The sequence below is a fragment of the Bradyrhizobium sp. Pha-3 genome (assembly GCF_042258325.1).
Classification (GTDB): Bacteria; Pseudomonadota; Alphaproteobacteria; order Rhizobiales; family Xanthobacteraceae; genus Bradyrhizobium; species Bradyrhizobium elkanii.
Map to the genome: position 1 here is coordinate 8,996,934 of NZ_CP170151.1, position 18,854 is coordinate 9,015,787.

17 protein-coding genes are annotated in these 18,854 nt (G+C 64.7%); 8 read left to right on the forward strand and 9 right to left on the reverse strand.

The features are described 5' to 3' along the window. Positions 1-13 precede the first annotated feature (13 nt). Positions 14-694, forward strand: a complete 681-nt coding sequence (locus tag ACE10X_RS42965) for a DUF1345 domain-containing protein (protein WP_038387087.1) — start codon at positions 14-16, stop codon at positions 692-694. A gap of 73 nt (positions 695-767) precedes the next feature. Here ACE10X_RS42965 and ACE10X_RS42970 read toward each other — a convergent pair whose 3' ends face one another. After that, complete coding sequence (locus ACE10X_RS42970; RefSeq protein WP_038387094.1) at positions 768-1,202, reverse strand: GFA family protein; 435 nt, start codon at positions 1,200-1,202, stop codon at positions 768-770. 202 nt (positions 1,203-1,404) lie between these two features. Here ACE10X_RS42970 and ACE10X_RS42975 point away from each other — a divergent pair, with 202 nt between their 5' ends. Together ACE10X_RS42975 and ACE10X_RS42980 are read left to right on the forward strand one after the other, a co-directional pair. Then, the gene (locus ACE10X_RS42975; RefSeq protein ID WP_038387088.1) at positions 1,405-1,779 is read left to right on the forward strand and encodes a nuclear transport factor 2 family protein; all 375 of its coding nucleotides are present in this window, start codon (positions 1,405-1,407) and stop codon (positions 1,777-1,779) included. A gap of 107 nt (positions 1,780-1,886) precedes the next feature. After that, positions 1,887-3,494 carry a Na+/H+ antiporter gene (locus ACE10X_RS42980; protein ID WP_038387089.1) on the forward strand — a complete coding sequence of 536 codons (1,608 nt, stop codon included), beginning with the start codon at positions 1,887-1,889 and terminating at the stop codon, positions 3,492-3,494. Positions 3,495-3,639: 145 nt separating this feature from the next. On the opposite strand, the gene ACE10X_RS42985 is transcribed toward ACE10X_RS42980, so the two are convergent. The 3 genes from ACE10X_RS42985 to ispG all read right to left on the reverse strand — a co-directional run bounded on the left by ACE10X_RS42985 (position 3,640) and on the right by ispG (position 7,583). After that, the gene (locus ACE10X_RS42985) at positions 3,640-4,980 is read right to left on the reverse strand and encodes a Rieske 2Fe-2S domain-containing protein (protein ID WP_038387090.1); all 1,341 of its coding nucleotides are present in this window, start codon (positions 4,978-4,980) and stop codon (positions 3,640-3,642) included. A gap of 167 nt (positions 4,981-5,147) precedes the next feature. Continuing rightward, positions 5,148-6,041 carry a TauD/TfdA family dioxygenase gene (locus ACE10X_RS42990; RefSeq protein ID WP_038387091.1) on the reverse strand — a complete coding sequence of 298 codons (894 nt, stop codon included), beginning with the start codon at positions 6,039-6,041 and terminating at the stop codon, positions 5,148-5,150. A 252-nt stretch (positions 6,042-6,293) separates the two neighbouring features. Then, a complete protein-coding gene (gene ispG / locus ACE10X_RS42995; RefSeq protein ID WP_038387092.1) occupies positions 6,294-7,583 on the reverse strand; it encodes a flavodoxin-dependent (E)-4-hydroxy-3-methylbut-2-enyl-diphosphate synthase in 1,290 nt (429 codons plus the stop codon). Between the two features lie 259 nt (positions 7,584-7,842). Here ispG and ACE10X_RS43000 point away from each other — a divergent pair, with 259 nt between their 5' ends. Then, on the forward strand, positions 7,843-8,718 hold the full coding sequence (locus tag ACE10X_RS43000; protein ID WP_375763849.1) for a sulfurtransferase: 876 nt from the start codon (positions 7,843-7,845) through the stop codon (positions 8,716-8,718). 308 nt (positions 8,719-9,026) lie between these two features. Here ACE10X_RS43000 and ACE10X_RS43005 read toward each other — a convergent pair whose 3' ends face one another. From ACE10X_RS43005 to ACE10X_RS43020, 4 genes are all read right to left on the reverse strand, one after another. Continuing rightward, complete coding sequence (locus tag ACE10X_RS43005) at positions 9,027-10,064, reverse strand: IS110 family transposase (protein ID WP_038388997.1); 1,038 nt, start codon at positions 10,062-10,064, stop codon at positions 9,027-9,029. 251 nt (positions 10,065-10,315) lie between these two features. After that, entirely contained in the window at positions 10,316-10,504 is a 189-nt protein-coding gene (locus ACE10X_RS43010; protein WP_038387623.1) for a hypothetical protein, read from the reverse strand. Between the two features lie 126 nt (positions 10,505-10,630). Then, positions 10,631-11,587 (reverse strand): DMT family transporter, encoded by a 957-nt coding sequence (locus tag ACE10X_RS43015; RefSeq protein ID WP_018269207.1) that lies wholly within the window; start codon positions 11,585-11,587, stop codon positions 10,631-10,633. Positions 11,588-11,819: 232 nt separating this feature from the next. Continuing rightward, positions 11,820-12,308: a Fur family transcriptional regulator gene (locus ACE10X_RS43020; protein WP_026191999.1), complete on the reverse strand. Its 489-nt coding sequence runs from the start codon at positions 12,306-12,308 to the stop codon at positions 11,820-11,822. A gap of 152 nt (positions 12,309-12,460) precedes the next feature. Here ACE10X_RS43020 and ACE10X_RS43025 point away from each other — a divergent pair, with 152 nt between their 5' ends. The 4 genes from ACE10X_RS43025 (at position 12,461) to ACE10X_RS43040 (ending at position 17,459) form a co-directional block, all read left to right on the forward strand. Beyond that, the gene (locus ACE10X_RS43025) at positions 12,461-12,955 is read left to right on the forward strand and encodes a MarR family winged helix-turn-helix transcriptional regulator (RefSeq protein WP_038387624.1); all 495 of its coding nucleotides are present in this window, start codon (positions 12,461-12,463) and stop codon (positions 12,953-12,955) included. Next, a complete protein-coding gene (locus ACE10X_RS43030; protein WP_038387625.1) occupies positions 12,948-14,120 on the forward strand; it encodes an HlyD family secretion protein in 1,173 nt (390 codons plus the stop codon). The genes ACE10X_RS43025 and ACE10X_RS43030 overlap by 8 nt, the downstream gene beginning before the upstream one ends. A gap of 188 nt (positions 14,121-14,308) precedes the next feature. Then, the gene (locus tag ACE10X_RS43035) at positions 14,309-15,865 is read left to right on the forward strand and encodes an MDR family MFS transporter (RefSeq protein WP_038387626.1); all 1,557 of its coding nucleotides are present in this window, start codon (positions 14,309-14,311) and stop codon (positions 15,863-15,865) included. 283 nt (positions 15,866-16,148) lie between these two features. Continuing rightward, a complete protein-coding gene (locus ACE10X_RS43040) occupies positions 16,149-17,459 on the forward strand; it encodes an ABC transporter substrate-binding protein (protein WP_304557359.1) in 1,311 nt (436 codons plus the stop codon). A 215-nt stretch (positions 17,460-17,674) separates the two neighbouring features. Here ACE10X_RS43040 and ACE10X_RS43045 read toward each other — a convergent pair whose 3' ends face one another. After that, the gene (locus ACE10X_RS43045; RefSeq protein ID WP_038387628.1) at positions 17,675-18,844 is read right to left on the reverse strand and encodes a Gfo/Idh/MocA family protein; all 1,170 of its coding nucleotides are present in this window, start codon (positions 18,842-18,844) and stop codon (positions 17,675-17,677) included. Between the last annotated feature and the right edge of the window lie 10 nt (positions 18,845-18,854).

Consider the following 18,854-nt stretch of genomic DNA (forward strand, 5'->3'; position numbering starts at 1 on the left):
AGCAACGCGGGAAATGAACAGGGAGATCGACGACCGCCTTGTTCGCTTCCGCAAGCTGCCGCTGCCGGTCCGCGTCGTCGTGGGCCGGCCGCGCACCTTCGGCTCGATCGCTTTCGGCATCGTGGCTGCGCTGCTGGTGCCGGGAGCACCGCGCATCGTCACGCGCCTGCTCGCGGGCTGGGACGCCTTCGCCGCGCTCTATCTCGTGCTCGCCTATGTGATGATGCTGCGCTGTGGCGTCGCCCATATCAAGCGAAGCGCCATGCTGCAGGACGATGGCCGTTTCCTGATCCTGCTGCTGACCGCGTTCGGCGCGCTGGCGAGCCTCGCGGCCATTGTGTTCGAGCTCGGCGCATCGAAGGGCAGCCCGGCCGGACTGGCGCTGGCAATCGTCACCATCACGCTGTCATGGGCCTTGGTGCACACCGCGTTCGCGCTGCACTACGCCCATGAGTATTACCGCGGCAAGACGCCCGGCGGCCTGCAGTTTCCGAGCGGCGAGGAACATGTCGACGCCGATTACTGGGACTTCGTCTATTTCTCGTTCGTGATCGGCATGACGGCGCAGGTCTCGGACGTCGGCATCACCGACAAGATCATCCGCCGCACCGCGACCGTGCACGGCATCATCTCGTTCGTGTTCAACACCGCGCTGCTCGCCCTGATGGTGAACATCGCCGCGAGCGCGATCTAGCCGCCTGATGAGATGCCGTCCGCAAGGCGGTCGGCAAGGACTACAAGCAGCACGCCGATGACGTCGCGCGGATTTATTCCCCGCCCTGCGTCACGTGCTCCTGATATTGCGGCAGATCGTCCGTTATCGCGTACCACGGCGCCTTGGAGCCGACGAAGATGTGGGCGGTCGGGCGGATCGCCGGCGCATCGCGCAGCGTGCCCATCGCGACATGGACATAGGCGCCGCCGCGGACCAGCGAATAGAGCAGCGAGCCGCAGCGGCTGCAATGCGCGTCGTGGGTGAGCTCATCGCCGTAGATCAGGAGCCCATCAGCGCCGCTGACCACGGTGAATTTGTCGCGCGCGATTCCCGCGAACGGCTTGAACGCCGATCCCGTGGTGCGCCGGCAGTTCGAGCAGTGACAATTGAGCGCATAGGCAAACGCGTCGGCCACCTCGTAGCGCACGTCGCGGCAGAAGCATTCGCCGGTCAGGATATGTTCGTTCGAATTTGCAGATGCGGTCACAACTCGTCCCTCACGCAGAATTTTGTCGCCGGCCATGGCGCAATCCGGCGGTTCATGGCTAAATCCTAGAGCCCTTTCCGTTCCAATTGAATCGGAACGGGGGCTCTAGATTCGAGCTTTGACGCGTTTTCTCCACGCGAACCGGCACCCGCTTCGCTCGAAAACGCTCCAGCCGATCCAATCCTGCCGGGAGGACCAACCAATGAGCCAAGATCGATCCAGCGTCGAAAGCGTCGTGCAAACCTATTTCGACGGTCTCTACGAGAGCAATGCCGACAAGCTCGCCGAGGCTTTTCATCCGAGCGCCGATTTGCGCTGGGTGGAGAAGGGCGAGCTGAAGGTCCTGACCGTGCCGGACTGGCTTGCCCTGGTGCGCAAGCGCACCTCGGCGAAGGCCGAAGGCAAGCCGCGCGAGGATTTTATCGTCACCATCGACCGCTCCGACGACAACACCGCCTTCATCAAGGTGCGCTGCCAGCTGCCGCCGCGCTATTTCACCGACTATCTGGTGGCGATGAGGCTCGCCGACGGCTGGCAGATCGTCTCGAAGTCGTACCGCTACGACCTCAGGGATTGATCGACCGGCGCGGCGCGCCCCGCGACGGCTTTGTGACACGCCCCCGCGGTCCGGCTCCGGCCGGACCGCATTGACTGGCGGTGGTTTCCGGGCGAATTGAGCCCGTTATGGAAGCCAAGTTTCAGATTTTTCTCACTTTGCTCGGCGTGCTGGCGGGAACCGCCCTGGTGGCGCGGCGGACCGATATCGCGCCCGCGATCCTGCTGCTGCTGGTCGGCATCGTGCTCGCCTTCGTGCCGGGCATGCCGTCGCTGGAACTGCCGCCTGAGCTCGTGCTGCTGGTGGTGCTGCCGCCGCTGATCTATTCGGCGAGCGTCGCGATGAGCTGGCGCGAGTTCAAGGCCAATCTGCGGCCGATCATCCTGCTGTCGGTCGGCTGCGTGATCTTCACCGCCTTCATGGTTGCGGCCGCGACCCATTATCTGATCGGCCTACCCTGGAGCATCGGTTTCCTGCTCGGCGCCATCGTCGCGCCGCCGGACGTGGTCGCGCCGCTGGCGATCGCCCGCAAGCTCGGCATGCCCCGCCGCATCCTGGTGGTGCTCGAGGGCGAAGGGCTCGCCAATGACGCGACCGCGCTGATCCTCTACCGCTTCGCGCTCGCCGCGATCACCACCGGGCTGTTTTCGCTGCCGAAGGCGACCGGCACCTTCCTCGTCATCGTCGCCGGCGAGATCGCGTTCGGCACCGCGGTCGGCTGGCTCAGCCTGCGCGCCCGCCGCCGCGCCAGGGATCCGCAGGTCGAGATCACGCTGTCGCTGATCACGCCCTATCTCGCCTACTGGATCCCCGAGCATTTCGGCGGCAGCGGCGTGATCGCGACCGTCGCCTGCGGCCTCTACATGAGTTGGAACGGACCGCTGCTGATCTCGGCCGCGACGCGCCTGCAGGGCATCTTCTTCTGGGACTTGATCATATATCTGATCGAGGGCCTGCTGTTCCTCTTGACCGGCTTCCAGATGCGCTCGCTGTACGAGAAGTCGAAGTCGTTTCCGCTGCACGACATCCTCATCGCCACCGTGCTGGTCGCCGTCATCGTGATCGTCGCGCGCTTCGTCTGGGTGTTTCCCGGCACCTATCTGCCGCGCTGGATCAGCCGCCGCGTGAGCGAGCGCGATCCGCTGCCGTCGTGGCGGGCGGTGTTCGTGGTGGCCTTCACCGGCGTGCGCGGCGCGGTCTCGCTCGCCGCGGCGCTGGCGCTGCCCCTGACATTGCCGAACGGGGACGCCTTCCCGTATCGCGACCTGATCCTGTTCGTCGCCTTCGGCGTGATCTTCGTGACGCTGGTCGGGCTCGGCCTCACTTTGCCGCCGGTGGTGCGCTGGCTCGGCCTCGCCAGGGACGGGCGCAGCGAGCACATCGCCGAGCACGAGCAGGAGATCGCGGCGCGGCGCGAGGCGCTGAACGCCGCGCTGAAGTCGCTCGATGCCATCACCGACGACCGCGAGCTTTCCGACGAGGTGATCAAGCTTTTGCGCTCGCGGCACGAGATCCGCATCAACCAGCTGCCCGACTCGCTCAATCCCGACACCCACGACGTCTCCGCCACCGGCACCGAGCTGACGCGGGAGCTGATCGCCTCCGAGCGCAAGTTCATCCATATGCTGCTGCGCGACGGCAAGATCACCGACGAGACCAGGCGGCGGATCGAGCGCGACCTCGACCTCGAGGAAGCGAGCCTCGCCAACCGCGAGTATCGCAGGATTCCGCTGTAGCCCCGATGTCGTCCCGGGCAAGCGAAGCGCGACCCGGGACCCATAACCACCCTTGCCGGTTTGGCGAAGGTTGGGGCCACAGCGTGGCACAACAACGAACACCTGTGGCTATGGGTCCCTGCTTTCGCAGGGACGACAGCGAAGGTTACTCCGCCGCGGCGTTCTGGCCGGGACCGCCGACGAAGCCGGCGGGATCGCCGAACCGTTCGATCATCACGGCGGTGAGATCCTTGGTCTTGCTGGTGACGCAGGCGCCGGAGCGCACGGTGTAGCGGTCCTGATGGGCCACATGCGGCGGCGCCTCGCCCTTCTGCAGTGCGCGGGCCGCCTCCATCACCAGCTTGCGGAAATGCATGATGCCGAGATCGGTCGGGCCGAGATGCTCGCGGCTGCGATCGGCGATCGGGCCCTGGCTGTCCTGCACCGCGGCGTCCTGCTCGGAAACGCCCTTGATGCCGGTGTAGCTCTTGGTCCGCTGCAGCTTGCGGTCGATCAGATAGTCGTTTGCCTTGTTGCGCAGCGGCACGTAGTTCTCGTCGACCACCGCCATCACGCCGTTGCCGTTGGCGTAGCCGTCGCGCTCGGCGTCGGTCAGCGGCCGGTGCGGATTCCACGCATAGGTGTAGATCCAGCAATTGGTGTCGGTGACCGGCACGAAGGTCTGGCCGAACATGTTCTCGCCCGGCATCGAGCTCGGCGCGTAGCTGTGGAACGGCATCAGGAACTGGGCGATGCGCCAGTAGATATTGTCGCTGCCGGTGAGCCGTCCGCCGGCCACCGTGAGGCCCGCCTCATGCGGATTGATCTTGATCACCGGGCGCGGATCCTCGGCGATCCAGCGCATGTGATCGGTCGCGACCCGCGTCAGCGGGTTCACGAAATGCTTCTTGATGTCGAGGATCTCGTTCTCCTCCTTCTCGAAGGAGAGATGCGCGAAGGTGAAATGCGCGGTGTCGATCGAGCCTTCCACCGCCTGCACCCAGTTGCAGTCCTGCCATTTCTTGGTGACGAAGCGGTGCGAGGCCGGCAGCAGCGCCATCTCCAGCGCCGGCAGTTCGGGCATCGCATCGGCGGGGCCCATATAGGCCCAGATCATGTCGCCCCATTCACGCACCGGATAGGACTTGATCCGGATCAGGTCCTTTGCGTTGAGGTCGGGATACGAGGTCGGCATGTCGACGCAGCGGCCGTCGGTATCGAACTTCCAGCCGTGATAGACGCAGCGGATGCCGCATTCCTCGTTGCGGCCGAGCCAGAGATTGGCGCCGCGATGCGGGCAGTATTGGTCGATGACGCCAACCACGCCTCTGGTGTCGCGGAAGGCGAGCAACTCCTCGCCCATCACCACGATCTTCTTCGGATCGCTGTCCCGCTCCGGGAGTTCTTCGGACAGCAGCACCGGAATCCAGAACCGGCGCAGCAATTCGCCCATGCCGGTCCCCTCACCGGATTCGGTGAGGAATTTGTTGTCCTCGGCGCGAAGCATGGGCGACCTCCCGATTTTATTTTCGTTGTAGTTCGTAGGATGGGTGGAGCGCAGCGATACCCATCAACTTTTTGAGCCGCACGATGATGGGTTTCGCGGAGTTTATCATCGGGCCGCGCGTTGCGCGGACCTGTTGGCTCTACCCATCCTACGCACCACGCAATTCCTCACACCGGCCGCTCTCCCTTCACGGTGACGCGGGTGCCGGAGCGGGTGTGCGGCCAGTAGTCCCACATCGCGCGATGCTGGGCGCAGCGGTTGTCCCAGAACGCGATCGCGTTCTCGGTCCAGCGGAAGCGGCACTGGAACAGTGGGTTCTCGGCGTGCTGGTAGAGATAGGCCAGCACAGCGTCGCTCTCGTCGCGCGGGATGCCAACGATGAAGCGGGTGAAGCCGCGATTGACGTAGAGCGATTTCTTGCCGGTCACCGGATGGGTGCGGACCACCGGATGCTCGGCGCGGGGATATTCCCGTTTATCGGCGACGCCGTAATTGGCGTAGAGGCCACGATAGGTCTGCTCGCCGTCATGCAGCGCGGTCAGCCCGTCGAGATAGGCCTTCATGCGGTCCGATAACGCCTCGTAGGCGGCGTACATGTTGGCGAACAGGGTGTCACCGCCGCGCGGCGGGCACTGCTTGATGTAGAGGATCGAGCCCATCGGCGGCTCAAGGTCGCAGGACACGTCGGTGTGCCAGCCCTCGCCATTGGCGCGCGGCGAATCCTTGTCGGCGTAGATCTTCATCAGCGCCGGATCGCCCTCATTGGGCGCGGCCGGATGCACATGCAGCTCGCCGAACTTGCGGCCGAAGGCCAAGTGCTGGTCGGGGCTGATGTGCTGGTCGCGGAAGAAGATGACGAGGTTTTCGGCGAGCGCGCGATGGATCTCGTCCATCTGGCGGTTGGAGCGCGCATCGTCGCCCACGAGCTTGCCGATATCGACGCCGGAGATTTCCGCGCCGATGATCGGCGTCAGCTTCTCGACGCCGATGGTCTCATAGGGCTCGGATTGGTCGGCGAGGTGGCGGTAGCGCGGGCCTTGCTTGCCGGACAGCGAGCTCATGGGCGTTCTCCCAATCATTCTTGATTGGGAGCATGGTAGCGCGCATCGACGGAAGCGCAATCTGCGCCTCAAACATATCTGTCGTCCCGGACAAGCGCAGCGAAGCGGAGCGCAGATCCGGGACCCATCACCACAGGATCGGGTTTAGCGAAGGCTGGTAACCCGCATCTCGTGCCACAACCACGGCCTGTGGTTAAGGGTCCCGGCTTTCGCCGGGACGACATTTGGGTGTGGATCACGCGCGGAGTGAAACTACTCCGCGGCGCCGGCCTGCTCCGGCAGCTTGGCGCCGTTGCCGTAGCGCTGGTCGATATAGTCGATCACCAGTGCCTTGAAGTCGGCGGCGATGCCCGGGCCGCGCAGGGTGCGGAACTTCTTGCCGTCGACGAAGACAGGCGCGGCCGGTGCTTCGCCGGTGCCGGGCAGCGAGATGCCGATATTGGCGTGCTTGGATTCGCCGGGGCCGTTGACGATGCAGCCCATCACCGCGACGTTGAGCTGCTCGACGCCCGGATACTTGGTCTTCCAGGCCGGCATCTCGTCGCGGATGAAATCCTGGATCGAGCGCGCCAGCTCCTGGAACGTGGTCGAGGTGGTGCGGCCGCAGCCCGGGCAGGCCGCAACCAGCGGCACGAAGGTGCGGAAGCCCATGGTCTGCAGCAATTCCTGCGCGACCTGCACTTCCAGCGTGCGGTCGCCGCCGGGCTCCGGCGTCAGCGAGATGCGGATGGTGTCGCCGATGCCCTGCTGCAGCAGGATGCCGAGCGCGGCCGAGGAGGCCACGATGCCCTTCGAGCCCATGCCGGCCTCGGTGAGGCCGAGATGGATCGCATAATCCGAGCGGCGCACGACTTCCTGATAGACCGCGATCAGGTCCTGCACGGCGGAGACCTTCGCCGACAGGATGATCCGGTTCTTCGGCATGCCGAGCTCTTGCGCGCGCGCCGCCGACAGCAGCGCCGACTGCACCATCGCCTCGCGGGTCACCGCGCGGGCATCGCGCGGATTCGCAGACGCCGTGTTCTCGTCCATCAGCTTGGTGAGCAGCTCCTGGTCGAGCGAGCCCCAATTGGCGCCGATGCGCACCGGCTTGTTGTTCTTGTTGGCGATCTCGATGATGTCGGCGAACTGCGTATCGCGCTTGTTCTTGAAGCCGACATTGCCGGGATTGATGCGGTACTTGTCGAGCGCCTCGGCGCAATCAGGATATTCGGCGAGCAGCTTGTGGCCGATGTAGTGGAAGTCGCCGATCAGCGGCGTGGTGATGCCGTGCTTGCGCAGGCCGTCACGGATGTGCGGCACCGCAGCGGCGGCTTCCTCGCGGTCGACGGTGATGCGCACCATCTCGGAGCCGGCGCGGGAGAGCGCGGCGACCTGGGCGATGGTGCCGTCGACATCGGCGGTGTCGGTGTTGGTCATCGACTGCACGACGATCGGCGCACCGCCGCCGACGGCGACGTTGCCGACCATGACCTGCGTGGTTTGGTGCCGCGGCGCGGGACCGGCGACGTCGTCTTGCGGCAAAATCTCGGGCTTGTTCATGGCGTCTCGAATATCAGGTTTTGGTGACATTCACCAAGGGGGCGATGGGCCTCGCGCGCGGCGGGCCAAACGATCGTGTTTGGGAGTGAATTCAACAGCTTATGGCGCCGATTGAGGCCAAACGCAAGCCATGCAGCGGCGTCCTGCATGATCAGCTATATTGGACCGGATTGGGGTGAATCAAAGGGCAAAGTGACAGCTTTTCATGTGATCTGGCGCATCTTAGCATTGCCTTAAGATCATTCCGGGAGGACGTGAAATGGCCGGCCACAGCGAACTGATCACCACGGCGGAACTTGCCGAGATCCTGAACCGGCCGGACCTTCGCCTGTTCGACTGCACGACCTATCTGGAGCCGGCCCTCGCCGGCAGCAACGTTCCCTATATCGTCGTCTCGGGCCGCCAGACGTTCGAGGCCGGCCACATCCCGGGCGCGAATTTCCTGGATTTGCAGGCCGAATTCTCCGAGGCCCGTACCGAGCTGCGCTTCATGATGCCACCGACAGCGCAGCTCGAAGCCGCGTTCGGCCGCCACGGCATCTCGGCGGGCAGCCGCGTCGTGCTCTATTCGATCGGCACCGCAATGTGGGCGACGCGGTTCTGGTGGATGCTGCGCTCGCTCGGCTTCGAGGGTGCCGCGGTGCTCGACGGCGGCATCGACAAATGGACCGCCGAAGGACGCGACATCGAGACCGGACTTGCCGGCGGCTATCCGCCGGCGACGTTTCCGGCACGGCCGAAGGACGGCATGTTCGTCGACAAGCATGACGTGCTCGCCGCGACCACGGAGGGCGACACCGTCATCGTCAACGCGCTCGGCCCGCAATTCTACAAGGGACTGGAGCCGAGCCGTTACGGCCGGCCCGGCCGCATCCCCGGCAGCGTCAGCGTGCCGGCGGCGACCTTGATCGATCCGAAGCACAAGACGTTCGTGCCGCTTGAGGAGGCCAAAGCGACGTTTGCTGCGCAAGGCATCACCAAGGACAAGCGCGTCGTCGCCTATTGCGGCGGCGGCATCTCCGCGACCATCGACCTGTTCCAGCTGCATCGGCTCGGCTACGACAATCTCACGCTCTACGATGGTTCGATGGGTGAATGGGCGAAGGATGAGTCCCTGCCGATCGAGAGGGGTTAGTGGACGGAGGCGTGATGCCTCCTCCGTCGTCCTGGCGAAGGCCAGGACCCATATGTGGACGGCCCCCGTGGCACAAGAGCTGTTTGGTGAGATCGGATCGCTGGCATCCATATGTCCGGCCTGTTGGGTGCGATCGAATGGATCGCTGGCCAAGATGGTTTGCGCGATGCGAGTTCCAAACAACCACGCGGCCTTTTGACGGCCGATGGGTCCTGCGGACTGTCTCGCATCGTTGCTCGATCGATCGCTCCATCTGCTCTTGCAGCTCCGGGTCGGCTGACGAGCGAGCCCGCCGGCCGGCCAATCGATTAGGCGGCGGCTGTCATGGGCTTGATCCGTGCCGCCTCGTAACTCTCGCCCGTCGCCATCAACTTCCAGGCGATACGGGCTACTTTGTTGGCAAGCGCCACGGCCGCAAGCTTCGGCGGCTTGCGCTGGATCAGGGCCAGCAGCCAGCGCGAGTGATGACCGCGTCCCCGCCTGGCCTGCTGGATCACCGCTGTGGCCCCGATGACCAGCAGACGGCGCAGGTCCTCATCGCCCGCCCGCGTGATCTTGCCAAGCCTGGTCCTGCCGGCGGTAGAGTGGTCCTTGGGTGTCAATCCCAGCCAGGCCGCAAAATGACGACCAGAACGGAACGCGTGCGGATCAGGTGTCTTCATCACCAGCGCGGTTGCAACGATCGGACCGACCGAGGGGATCTCAGCCAGGCGCCGGCCCGTGGCATCGCCGCGGTGCCAAGCCATCAGCTTGGCCTCAACCGCCTTCAACTCACCCTCGAGCCTGGCGCGCTCCCGGCCCAGCACCACAAACAGCTCGCGCGCCAGGGTGGGAAGCGTCTCGTCCTGCGCAATCCGCGCCAGCAGTGGCTCGATCGCGTCCAGTCCTTTGGGTGCGATCAGGCCATACTCCGCCGCATGGCCGCGGATCGTATTGGTCAGCTGGGTGCGCCGGACGATCAATCCGTCGCGGACACCCATCAGCATCAGCGCAGCCTGCTGCTCGGCCGTCTTCACCGGCACGAAGCGCATGCTCCGCCGGCTCATCGCTTCACACAGACCTTCTGCATCCCGCCCGTCATTCTTGTTCCGCATCACGTAGGGTTTAACCAATTGCGGTGCCATCAGCTTCACTTCGTGACCGAGCTTGGAAAGCTCCCGCGCCCAATGTTGCGAAGCCCCGCAGGCCTCCATCCCGATCACGGTCGGCGGCAATTTGGCGAAGAACTCCAGCACCTGTTTGCGCGACAGCTTCTTGCGCAGCACCACCTGCTCCGCCGCATCAACCCCATGCAGCACAAAAATATACTTCGACGTATCAATCCCAATGCGGATAATCTGGTTCACGGACGGCTCCCATGTATGAGATCTAGACAACCTCATTCTGGCACACTGATGCCGTAGGGGGCCGTCCACACCATCAACCACCGAATTGGCTTGTCAACGGGAAAGCGGCCCCGGCATCGCGCGACAATCGACATTTGGGGTAATGGGTCCTGGCTTTCGCCAGGACGACGCTGAATGTTTGGCGCGCTTACGAGAGGACACCTGCCACTAAGGCGTCAGCTTTTGTCGCAGCGGCCCGGTGGCGCGGGCGATCAAGCCGGCTTCTTGACGATCTCAAGGCCTCGGGCCGCCAATTCTTTCAGGATGCTCCGTGCGAGGTGGGAGCACTCATCCGGCTTGATCCAGCACGCGCTCCGCCAATCCGGATCATCCTCCTTGGAGTATGCGGTGAACGCGGAGCGAATACCGGCTTCAATTGCATCGGTGGCATCGATTGGCATCAGCGCGCCTCCACGGCCTTCCTCCCATGGGAGGGTTCACGGAGTATCGGTGGCAGTGTTGATGTAGATCAACACCGCATCAAGCGGCCTCATTCGCCGCCGATGATGTGGTCGCGTGCCGCGCTCTCACGCAGGCACGTTCGGGTCCGGCGTCACCTTCGGGTCGGGCTTGTTGACGAGATAGAGTCCGGCGATCACCAGCAGCGCAGCGACGCCGAACACCGCCGTCAGCGTGTCGTGCATGATGAAATAGGCCGCGACGACGCCGAACAGCGGCGTGACGAAGGTGAAGGCCGACAGCTTGCTCGCGGAGTAGGTTTTCACCATCGCAAACCAGATGACAAACGTGCAGCCCACCACCCAGACCGCCTGATAGGCGAGCAGCGAGATCGACAGCGCGCTCGGCACATGCTCGATGCGCTCGCCCGCGATCCAGGCGGCGAGGCCGAGGATCGGAATCGAGATCGCGACCTGGTAGCCGAGCGCCTTTTCCGGCGCGGCCTTGCGCAAGCCCGTGCCCTTGGCGACCAGCGTGGTTGCCGCCCACAGCGCGCCGCCACCGACCACCATGAGGTCGCCGAGCAGCACCTTGGCATCGACGTTGGGCTGCGGCACGCCGATCGCGAGCGCGACGCCGGCAAAGCTCAGCGCAAGCCCGCTCCACTGCACGGTCGAGAGACGCTCGCCGAGGAACTGGTGCGAGCCGAGCGCGACGAAGAACGGCGCGGTGTAGAGGAACACCGACGCACGCGAGGCCGAGGTGAAGACGAGGCCGGTGAAGATCAGCACGAACTCGCAGCCGAACATCAGCCCGGCGATGATGCCGGGCACGAGCGTGCCGTCGCGCTCGAAGAATTTGACGCCGCGCAGGTGGCCGACGATCAGCATCACCGGCAGCGCGCCGGCGGAGCGGATCAACGCCTGCAACATCGGCGGCACGTCGGGCAGCGCGAGTTTCACCGCAAGCTGGTTGAAGCCCCAGCTCACGCACAGCATCAGCATCACGGCGATGGCGCCGGGCGGCAGCCCGTGTCCGACGCTGACGGGCCTCGTGACGCTGGCGGAGATCGCTTGGGTCGACATGTTTCCTCGCGGGCCGGCTTGGTGCCGTGTTGTTAATTGCCGGTTGGGCTCCCTCGCCCCGCTCTTGCGGGGAGAGGGTTGGGGTGAGGGGCCGTCGCCGCAAATTCGATAGAGCCGAGCGTGCGGAGAGTCCCCCTCACCCGAAATTCGCTACCGCGAATTTCGACCTCTCCCCGCAAGCGGGGCGAGGTAGCTTGAAAGCAGTGCGAGTTAGCTAAAACCATCGCGCCATCTACGTCTTCTGGCAATGCGCGCAGGTGCCGGCGATTTCGACGACGGAGAGTTTCGGGATGAACCCCGAGGCCCGCGCCGCCGCGGTCAGGCTTTGCGCGACGGGAGCGGCCGGGATCTCGCCGACCGAGCCGCAATGGTCGCAGATCAGGAACGCCACCATCGAGGTCTCGTCATGGTCATGCGCGCAGGCGAGGAAGGCGTTGCGGCTCTCGATGCGGTGGACGAGGCCGTTCTCCATCAGGAAGTCGAGCGCACGGTAGACGGTAATCGGTGCCGGCCGCGGCATCGTCTTGGCCAGCTCGTCGATCACCTCATAGGCGCCGAGCGGGCGATGGCTCGACAGCAGCGCCTGCAGCACCTGACGGCGGATCGGGGTGAATTTCTGGCCGCGGCGCGCACACACCTGCTCGGCATGCGCCATCGCGTCCGCGGCGCAGCGGCCGTGATCGTGGTCGGGGGCAGGAAATGTCGGCTTGGCCAGGCTCATTGCCCCGATATGTAGCATTTGCGCGCCCGTTCCCAAAGCCCGGCCCCCAACCCCGATCCGTCGCCGGCGTTGCAGCCATGTCCGCAATGCGGGGCAGCCTCGCGTCAACCCGGCATGCAGAAATCATAAGCAAGCTTATTATATCCAAGCTTATGGAGACAGGATCGATGCGCGGTTCGGTGGACACCGATTTCTTGTTTACGCTGGGCGAAGTGTTCCGGCTGATCCGGGTCTACGCCGACAAGGAGGCCGCGCGCTACGGCATCACCCGCGCGCAATGGGCCGTGCTGTCCAAGGTGGAACGCCAGGAGGGGTTGAAGCAGACCGAGCTCGCCGAGCTGCTCGAGGTGCAGCCGATCACGCTGACGCGGCTGATCGACAAGCTCTGCGACAATGGCTGGATCGAACGCCGCAGCGACGAGAACGACCGCCGCGTCAACCGCCTCTATCTGAAGAAGGCCGCGCGCCCGCTGCTCGGCAAGCTCGCCGGCCTCCGCTCCGAACTCACCGCGACCGCGCTCGAGGGCATCAGCCCCGCTGACGCGTATCGCCTGCTCACCCAATTGGAATCGATCAAGGAAAACGTTCGCAATGCCGTCCAAACCCCAGCCGGCGAGCCCTCCCGAAAGGAACAGCGCTATGGCTGAACCCGTCCTCAAGCTGGCCCCCGAGCAGAAGAGCAATCCGGGCGAGCCCATCCCGTCGGGCAAGGCAAGCCGCGCGCCGCGCCGTCGCCTGATGGCCGGCCTGCGGCGCTATCGCCGGGTGCTGCTGCTCGTCGTGCTGCCGACGCTCGCTGCGATCGGCGGCATCGTGTTCTATCTCAATGGCGGCCGCTATGTCGGCACCGACGACGCCTATGTCGGCGCGCAGAAGGTGCTGATCACGCCGGAAATCTCCGGCAAGATCGACAAGATCGTCGTGAAGGAAGGCCAGCACGTCAGGAAGGGCGACGAGCTGTTCGAGATCGATCCGGTGCCGTTCCGCCTCGCGGTGGCGCAGGCCAAGGCCGCGCTCGACCAGACCAGGACCACCTATGACAACCTGGTCGACAACATCAAGATCAACGGCAGGATGCTGGAATTCGCCCAGCAGAGCATCGAATTGAAGAAGCGCGACGTCGAACGCAAGTCGACGCTGGCCAAGCAGAATTTCGGCTCGCAGCTCGATCTCGACAACGCGGCGAATGCGCAAGTGACGGCCGAGAGTCTCGCGCAATACATCAGGCAGCAGATCTCCAAGGACAAGACGCAACTGCTCGGCGATATCGACCTGCCGATCGAGCAGTTCCCGCCCTACGCCCAGGCCAAGGCCAAGCTCGACGACGCCCAGCGCAATCTCGACCACACCGTGCTGCGCGCGCCGATGGACGGAGTCGCGACCCAGGTCGACCAGATCCAGCTCGGCCGCTTCGTCGCCGCCGGCTCGCCGGTGTTCTCGATCATCGATGTCGACCATCCCTGGGTCGACGCCAATCCGAAGGAAAGCGACTTCACCTATGTCGCGGTCGGCCAGCCGGTTGAGCTCGATGTCGACGCGTTCCCGAACCATCGGTTCAAGGGCAAGGTCGGCTCGCTGTCGCCCGGCACCGGCGCGCAGTTCGCGATCCTGCCGCCGCAGAACGCGACCGGCAATTTCGTCAAGGTGGTGCAGCGCGTCCCCGTGCGGATCTACTTCGACGAGAACGATCCGTTCGTGAAGAAGCTGAAGGCCGGCATGAGCGTCTACGCGACGATCGACACCAACCACCGCCGCACGCTGGCCGGCCTGCTCGGGCTGGCGCCGGCCTCGGCGCACCCGGACCACGAGTAGAATAGGTGAGATGAGGCCGAACCGGCGGCCGCGATAACAGTGCGCCCCCTCTCCCGCTTGCGGGGGAGGGCCGGGGTGGGGCTTTCTCCACGAGTCATGTTGTGGAGAGAGCCCCCACCCGGCGCCACGCGCCGACCTCCCCCGCAAGCGGGAGAGGTGACTCCAACGCTCGAACAGGACTGACCTGAATGAATGCACCGTCACCATCAGCCGTGCCCGGCATGCGCCGGAACATGGTGACGATCTGCGCGATGACCGCGACGATCATGCAGGCGCTCGACACCACGATCGCCAACGTCGCGCTGCCCTATATGCAGGGCTCGCTGTCGGCCTCGCAGGACCAGATCAACTGGGTGCTGACCTCCTACATCGTCGCGGCCGCGATCATGACCGCGCCGGTCGGCTGGATCGCCAACCGCTATGGCCGGAAGCGCATCTTCATCATCTGCTCGGCCGGCTTCACCGTCGCCTCGGTGTTCTGCGGCCTGGCGCAGGACATCAACCAGATGGTGCTGTTCCGCCTGCTGCAGGGCGTGTTCGGCGCGGCGCTGGTGCCGCTGTCGCAGGCGGTGATGCTCGACTCCTACGCGCTGCATGAGCGTGCGAAAGCGATGTCGATCTGGGGCATGGGCGTGATGATGGGCCCGATCATGGGGCCCTCGCTCGGCGCCTGGCTGACCGAGACCTATTCCTGGCACTGGGTGTTCTTCGTCAACCTGCCGTTCGGCGCGATCACCGTGCTCGGGCTGGCGGTGTTCATGGACGAGACCAAGCAGGACCTCAACCTGCGCTTCGACTGGTTCGGCTTCGGCGCGCTCGCGGTCGCGATCGGTTCGCTGCAGCTCGCGCTCGACCGCGGCGAGCAGCTCGGCTGGCTGGAATCCAACGAGATCATGATCGAATTCATCGTCTCCGCGGTCGGCTTCTACTATTTCTTCGCCCATTCGCTGACGACCAGCCGGCCGTTCATCCAGTTCGCGCTGTTCAAGGACAAGAACTTCCTCGGCGGCTGCGTGTTCATGACTGTCATGGGCCTCGTGCTGTATTCGACCATGGCGCTGTCCTCGCCTTACCTGCAGAACGTGGTCGGCTACCCGATCATCACCGCGGGCCTGTTGTTGGCGACCCGCGGCGCCGGCACCTTCGTCGCGATGATGCTGGTCGGCCGCATGATGCGCTACATCGAGGCACGCACGCTGATCATCTCCGGCCTGGCGCTGACCGCGGCCTCGCTGTTCCAGATGACCGGCTGGACCGACATGACGCAGGCCAACGAGATCATCGTCGTCAGCGTCGTTCAGGGCTTTGGCTTCGGCCTCGTGTTCGTGCCGCTGTCGACGGTGGCGTTCATGTCGCTGCCCAACCATCTGCGCACCGACGGCACCTCGATGCTGACGCTGCTGCGCAACGTCGCAAGCTCGGTCGGCATCTCGATCGTGATCGCGCAGCTGACGGAAGGCGGACGGCGGATCTACGCAAAGCTGTCGGAGCAGATCAATCCGTTCAACCACGCGCTGCAGATGCCCGACGTGTCAGGCATGATCAACCTCAACACCGACGCCGGCCGCGCAATGGCCGACAAGATGGTGGCGGCGCAGTCGCAGATCATCGCGTTCTCGCACGACTACCAGCTGGTGATGCTGTTCATCCTGGTCTCGATCCCGCTCGCGCTGATGATCGGCTCGACCAAGGCCACGCTGCGCTCGCAGTCCGCGCCGTCGGACCATGCCGCGGTGATGGAGTAGATTCTCCTCCGTCGTTCCAGCGCTCGTACCGGACTTTTCGACCCGTCATCCTGAGGCGCGAGCGGAGCGAGCCTCGAAGGATGCACGGCCGCAGTTGGGCCGTCGTCCTTCGAGACGGCCGCTTTGCGGCCTCCTCAGGGTGACGGTGATAGAGATGACACTCCCTCCCAAAGCGCAAGACGCCGCAGCCGCAAGCCGCGTTGACTTTCCGACCTCGCCTCCCAATACTCCGCGAAAACAAGCAAGACCCGTCACACAACTGACGGTTTCAGGGGAGGACGCGATGCCGACTTCACGCAGGACGCTGCTGAAGACTTCAGCGGCTGCCGCCGCTGCTTTCAGCTTCGATTGGACACGGGCACAGGCGCAGGCCGAAACGGTCCGGATCGGTGTGATCTACGACCTGACCGGCCCGTTCGCCGCCGGCGGCTCGGTCGCCTCCTCGATCGGCACCCAGATCGCGATCGACCTCGTCAACGAGAAGGGCGGCGTCGGCGGCAAGTACAAGATCGCGCCGGTCAACGTCGACTCCCAGAGCAAGCCCGATGTCGCGATCAACGAGGCCAATCGCCTGATCGACCAGGAGAAGGTCGACATCCTCAACGGCGTGTTCGCGAGCTCGCACGCGGTGCCGCTCGCCGCCAAGGTCGAGCAGCAGAAGCGGATCCTGTGGATCACGACCGCGGTCTCGACCGCCGTGTTCAAGGACAAGAACCTGCAATACGTGTTCCGCGCGCAGATCCATTCCGACCAGTACGGCCAGGCCTTCGCGAGCTTCATCAACGAGCACGCCAAGGCCAAGCTCGGCATGGAGCCGAAGGACGTCAAGGTGGCGCTGATCCATGAGGACGGGCCCTATGGCGTCGGCGTCGCCGCCGCCGACGAGGCCTTCGCCAAGGAGGTCGGGCTGCAGGTGGTGCTGAAGGAGGGCTATTCGGCGTCCGCGCCCGATCTCTCGGTGCTGGTCACCAAGCTGAAGCGCGCCAAGGCCGACGTGATCTCGCATGCCGGCTACAATCCCGACATCACGCTGTTCCTGCGCCAGGCGCGCGAGAGCGGGCTGAAGTTCAAGATGCTGTTCGGCGCCGGCGCCGGCTACAGCCAGCTCGACAAGCTGCGCGCGACCTTCGGCGCCGACATCGACAATTTCTGCAACATCGATCCCGTGCCGGCGCAGCTGCTCGATCCGGCCAAGCTCGCGCCCGGCGTCGGCGACCTCACCAAGACCATGGTCGCGCGCTACCGCGAGAAGACCAATGCGACCGAAGTGCCGCCGCACTGCTCGATGGGCTTCAACCAGACCTGGATTTTGCTCAACAATGTGCTGCCGGTCGCCAAGGAGAAATATGGCGGCTTCGATCCGGAGGCGATCCGCAAGGCGGCGCTCGACGTCGACATCCCAGCAGGCGGCACCATCCAGGGCTATGGCGTGAAGTTCTATCCGCCGGGCACGCCGCTGTCCGGCCAGAACGAGCGCTCGACCCCTGTCGTGATGCAGAACGCCGGCGAGCGCATCACCGTGGTGTGGCCGACGAATATCCGCACGCAGGATCCGGTGTTTCCGCTGCCGAAGGGCTCGGTGTACGCGGCGTAGGGACGATCGTTTGCTGTGCGGCTCGCCGGAGAACTATCCCCGTCATCCTGAGGAGCCCGCACTTGCGGGCGTCTCGAAGGATCGACGGCCACCGGCCGGGCCATGCATCCTTCGAGACGCGCTACGCGCTCCTCCAGCGACAAAGGCGAAGCCTTTGCGCGGGGATGACGGGTCTGGCGTGAGCATATGCGCGTAATCTCGTTGTTCCCGCCACCCTACAGCGCCACCCGCCTGCCCTCATCCGCCGCCCAGTAGCCGGCGTAGTTCACCTTCGTTGTCTCATACGCCAGCGCGAGATCGGCGAGGGGCTGCCGGCCGGTCGCAACGCATTCCATGAAGTCCTGGATCTCCTGCAGGTAGCCGCGGGTCCATTCCTCCTCGAGGCAGACATATTGCCAGCCGGTTTTGCGATCGACCTTTTCGGTGATGTAGACCGAGGCGAGCTTCTCCTCGCTCGTCTGGTAGCTCATCAGATGCGTGTTCGGAGTGATGTTGGCGAACAGCGAGCCGCCGCTCGTATAGGTCTCGATCAGGTTGCGTACGCCGCCCATGATCATGTCGCCCGAAAACACCGTGGCCTTGGTGCCGTCGGAGAAGGTTGCGGTCAACGTGCCCCAATCCTCGACATCGACGGGATTGGCCTTGATGTAGGCGCGCTCCTCCGATTTAAGGCCGGCGGTGACATTGCCGACGTCGCAGGTGACGCTGGCGACCGCGATGGTCTCGCCGCGCGCGCGGGCCTCGACCTGCTTGAGATAGAGCACCGCCGACAAGGGATGGCAGCCCATCCGGATCAGCGAGCCGCCGCCGGTCATCGCCCACTCGGCGGCATGCGCCGCATGCGAGCCGGAATGGCTCTCCTCGCCCTTCATGAACAGGATCTTGTCGCCTGTCGCGCGGATGATCTCCGCGGTCTTGGTCACCGCCGGCGCGTAGATCCAGTCCTCGGCATACATGAAGAGTTGTCCGCTTCGCTCGATCGCGGCGCGGGTCACCTCCATCTCCTCCATCACCCGCTGGTACATCAGCGCTTTCGGCACATGCCTTCCGATCGGCGCCTGGTCGCCGTCGCGGCCGAAATAACCGCTGAACGGCTTCTCGCAGATCACGTGCTTGCCGGCCCGCATTGCCGCGACGATCATCCCGGCGTGAAGGTTCGGCGGCGTGCAAATGTCGATGACGTCAAGCTCGCGGTCGGCGATCAGATCGGCAAAGCTGCGATAGACATTCGGGATTGCGTGCTTGCGCGCGAACGCATTGACATGGTCGCCGCGCGCCGCGACCGCCCTCACCTCGACGTCGACGCCATAGACTCGCCGGTAGGCAACCATGTGCAGCTCCGACACGAAACCGCAGCCGGCCAGCCCGATCCTGATTTTTGTCATTTGTGTCTCC

Coding starts and splice junctions, on each gene's coding strand:
- ACE10X_RS42965 (WP_038387087.1), top strand. CDS start 14: ATGAACAGGGAGATCGACGACCGCCTTGTTCGCTTCCGCAAGCTGCCG.
- ACE10X_RS42975 (WP_038387088.1), top strand. CDS start 1,405: ATGAGCCAAGATCGATCCAGCGTCGAAAGCGTCGTGCAAACCTATTTC.
- ACE10X_RS42980 (WP_038387089.1), top strand. CDS start 1,887: ATGGAAGCCAAGTTTCAGATTTTTCTCACTTTGCTCGGCGTGCTGGCG.
- ACE10X_RS42985 (WP_038387090.1), bottom strand. CDS start 4,980: ATGCTTCGCGCCGAGGACAACAAATTCCTCACCGAATCCGGTGAGGGG.
- ACE10X_RS42990 (WP_038387091.1), bottom strand. CDS start 6,041: ATGAGCTCGCTGTCCGGCAAGCAAGGCCCGCGCTACCGCCACCTCGCC.
- ispG (WP_038387092.1), bottom strand. CDS start 7,583: ATGAACAAGCCCGAGATTTTGCCGCAAGACGACGTCGCCGGTCCCGCG.
- ACE10X_RS43000 (WP_375763849.1), top strand. CDS start 7,843: ATGGCCGGCCACAGCGAACTGATCACCACGGCGGAACTTGCCGAGATC.
- ACE10X_RS43010 (WP_038387623.1), bottom strand. CDS start 10,504: ATGCCAATCGATGCCACCGATGCAATTGAAGCCGGTATTCGCTCCGCG.
- ACE10X_RS43015 (WP_018269207.1), bottom strand. CDS start 11,587: ATGTCGACCCAAGCGATCTCCGCCAGCGTCACGAGGCCCGTCAGCGTC.
- ACE10X_RS43020 (WP_026191999.1), bottom strand. CDS start 12,308: ATGAGCCTGGCCAAGCCGACATTTCCTGCCCCCGACCACGATCACGGC.
- ACE10X_RS43025 (WP_038387624.1), top strand. CDS start 12,461: ATGGAGACAGGATCGATGCGCGGTTCGGTGGACACCGATTTCTTGTTT.
- ACE10X_RS43030 (WP_038387625.1), top strand. CDS start 12,948: ATGGCTGAACCCGTCCTCAAGCTGGCCCCCGAGCAGAAGAGCAATCCG.
- ACE10X_RS43035 (WP_038387626.1), top strand. CDS start 14,309: ATGAATGCACCGTCACCATCAGCCGTGCCCGGCATGCGCCGGAACATG.
- ACE10X_RS43040 (WP_304557359.1), top strand. CDS start 16,149: ATGCCGACTTCACGCAGGACGCTGCTGAAGACTTCAGCGGCTGCCGCC.
- ACE10X_RS43045 (WP_038387628.1), bottom strand. CDS start 18,844: ATGACAAAAATCAGGATCGGGCTGGCCGGCTGCGGTTTCGTGTCGGAG.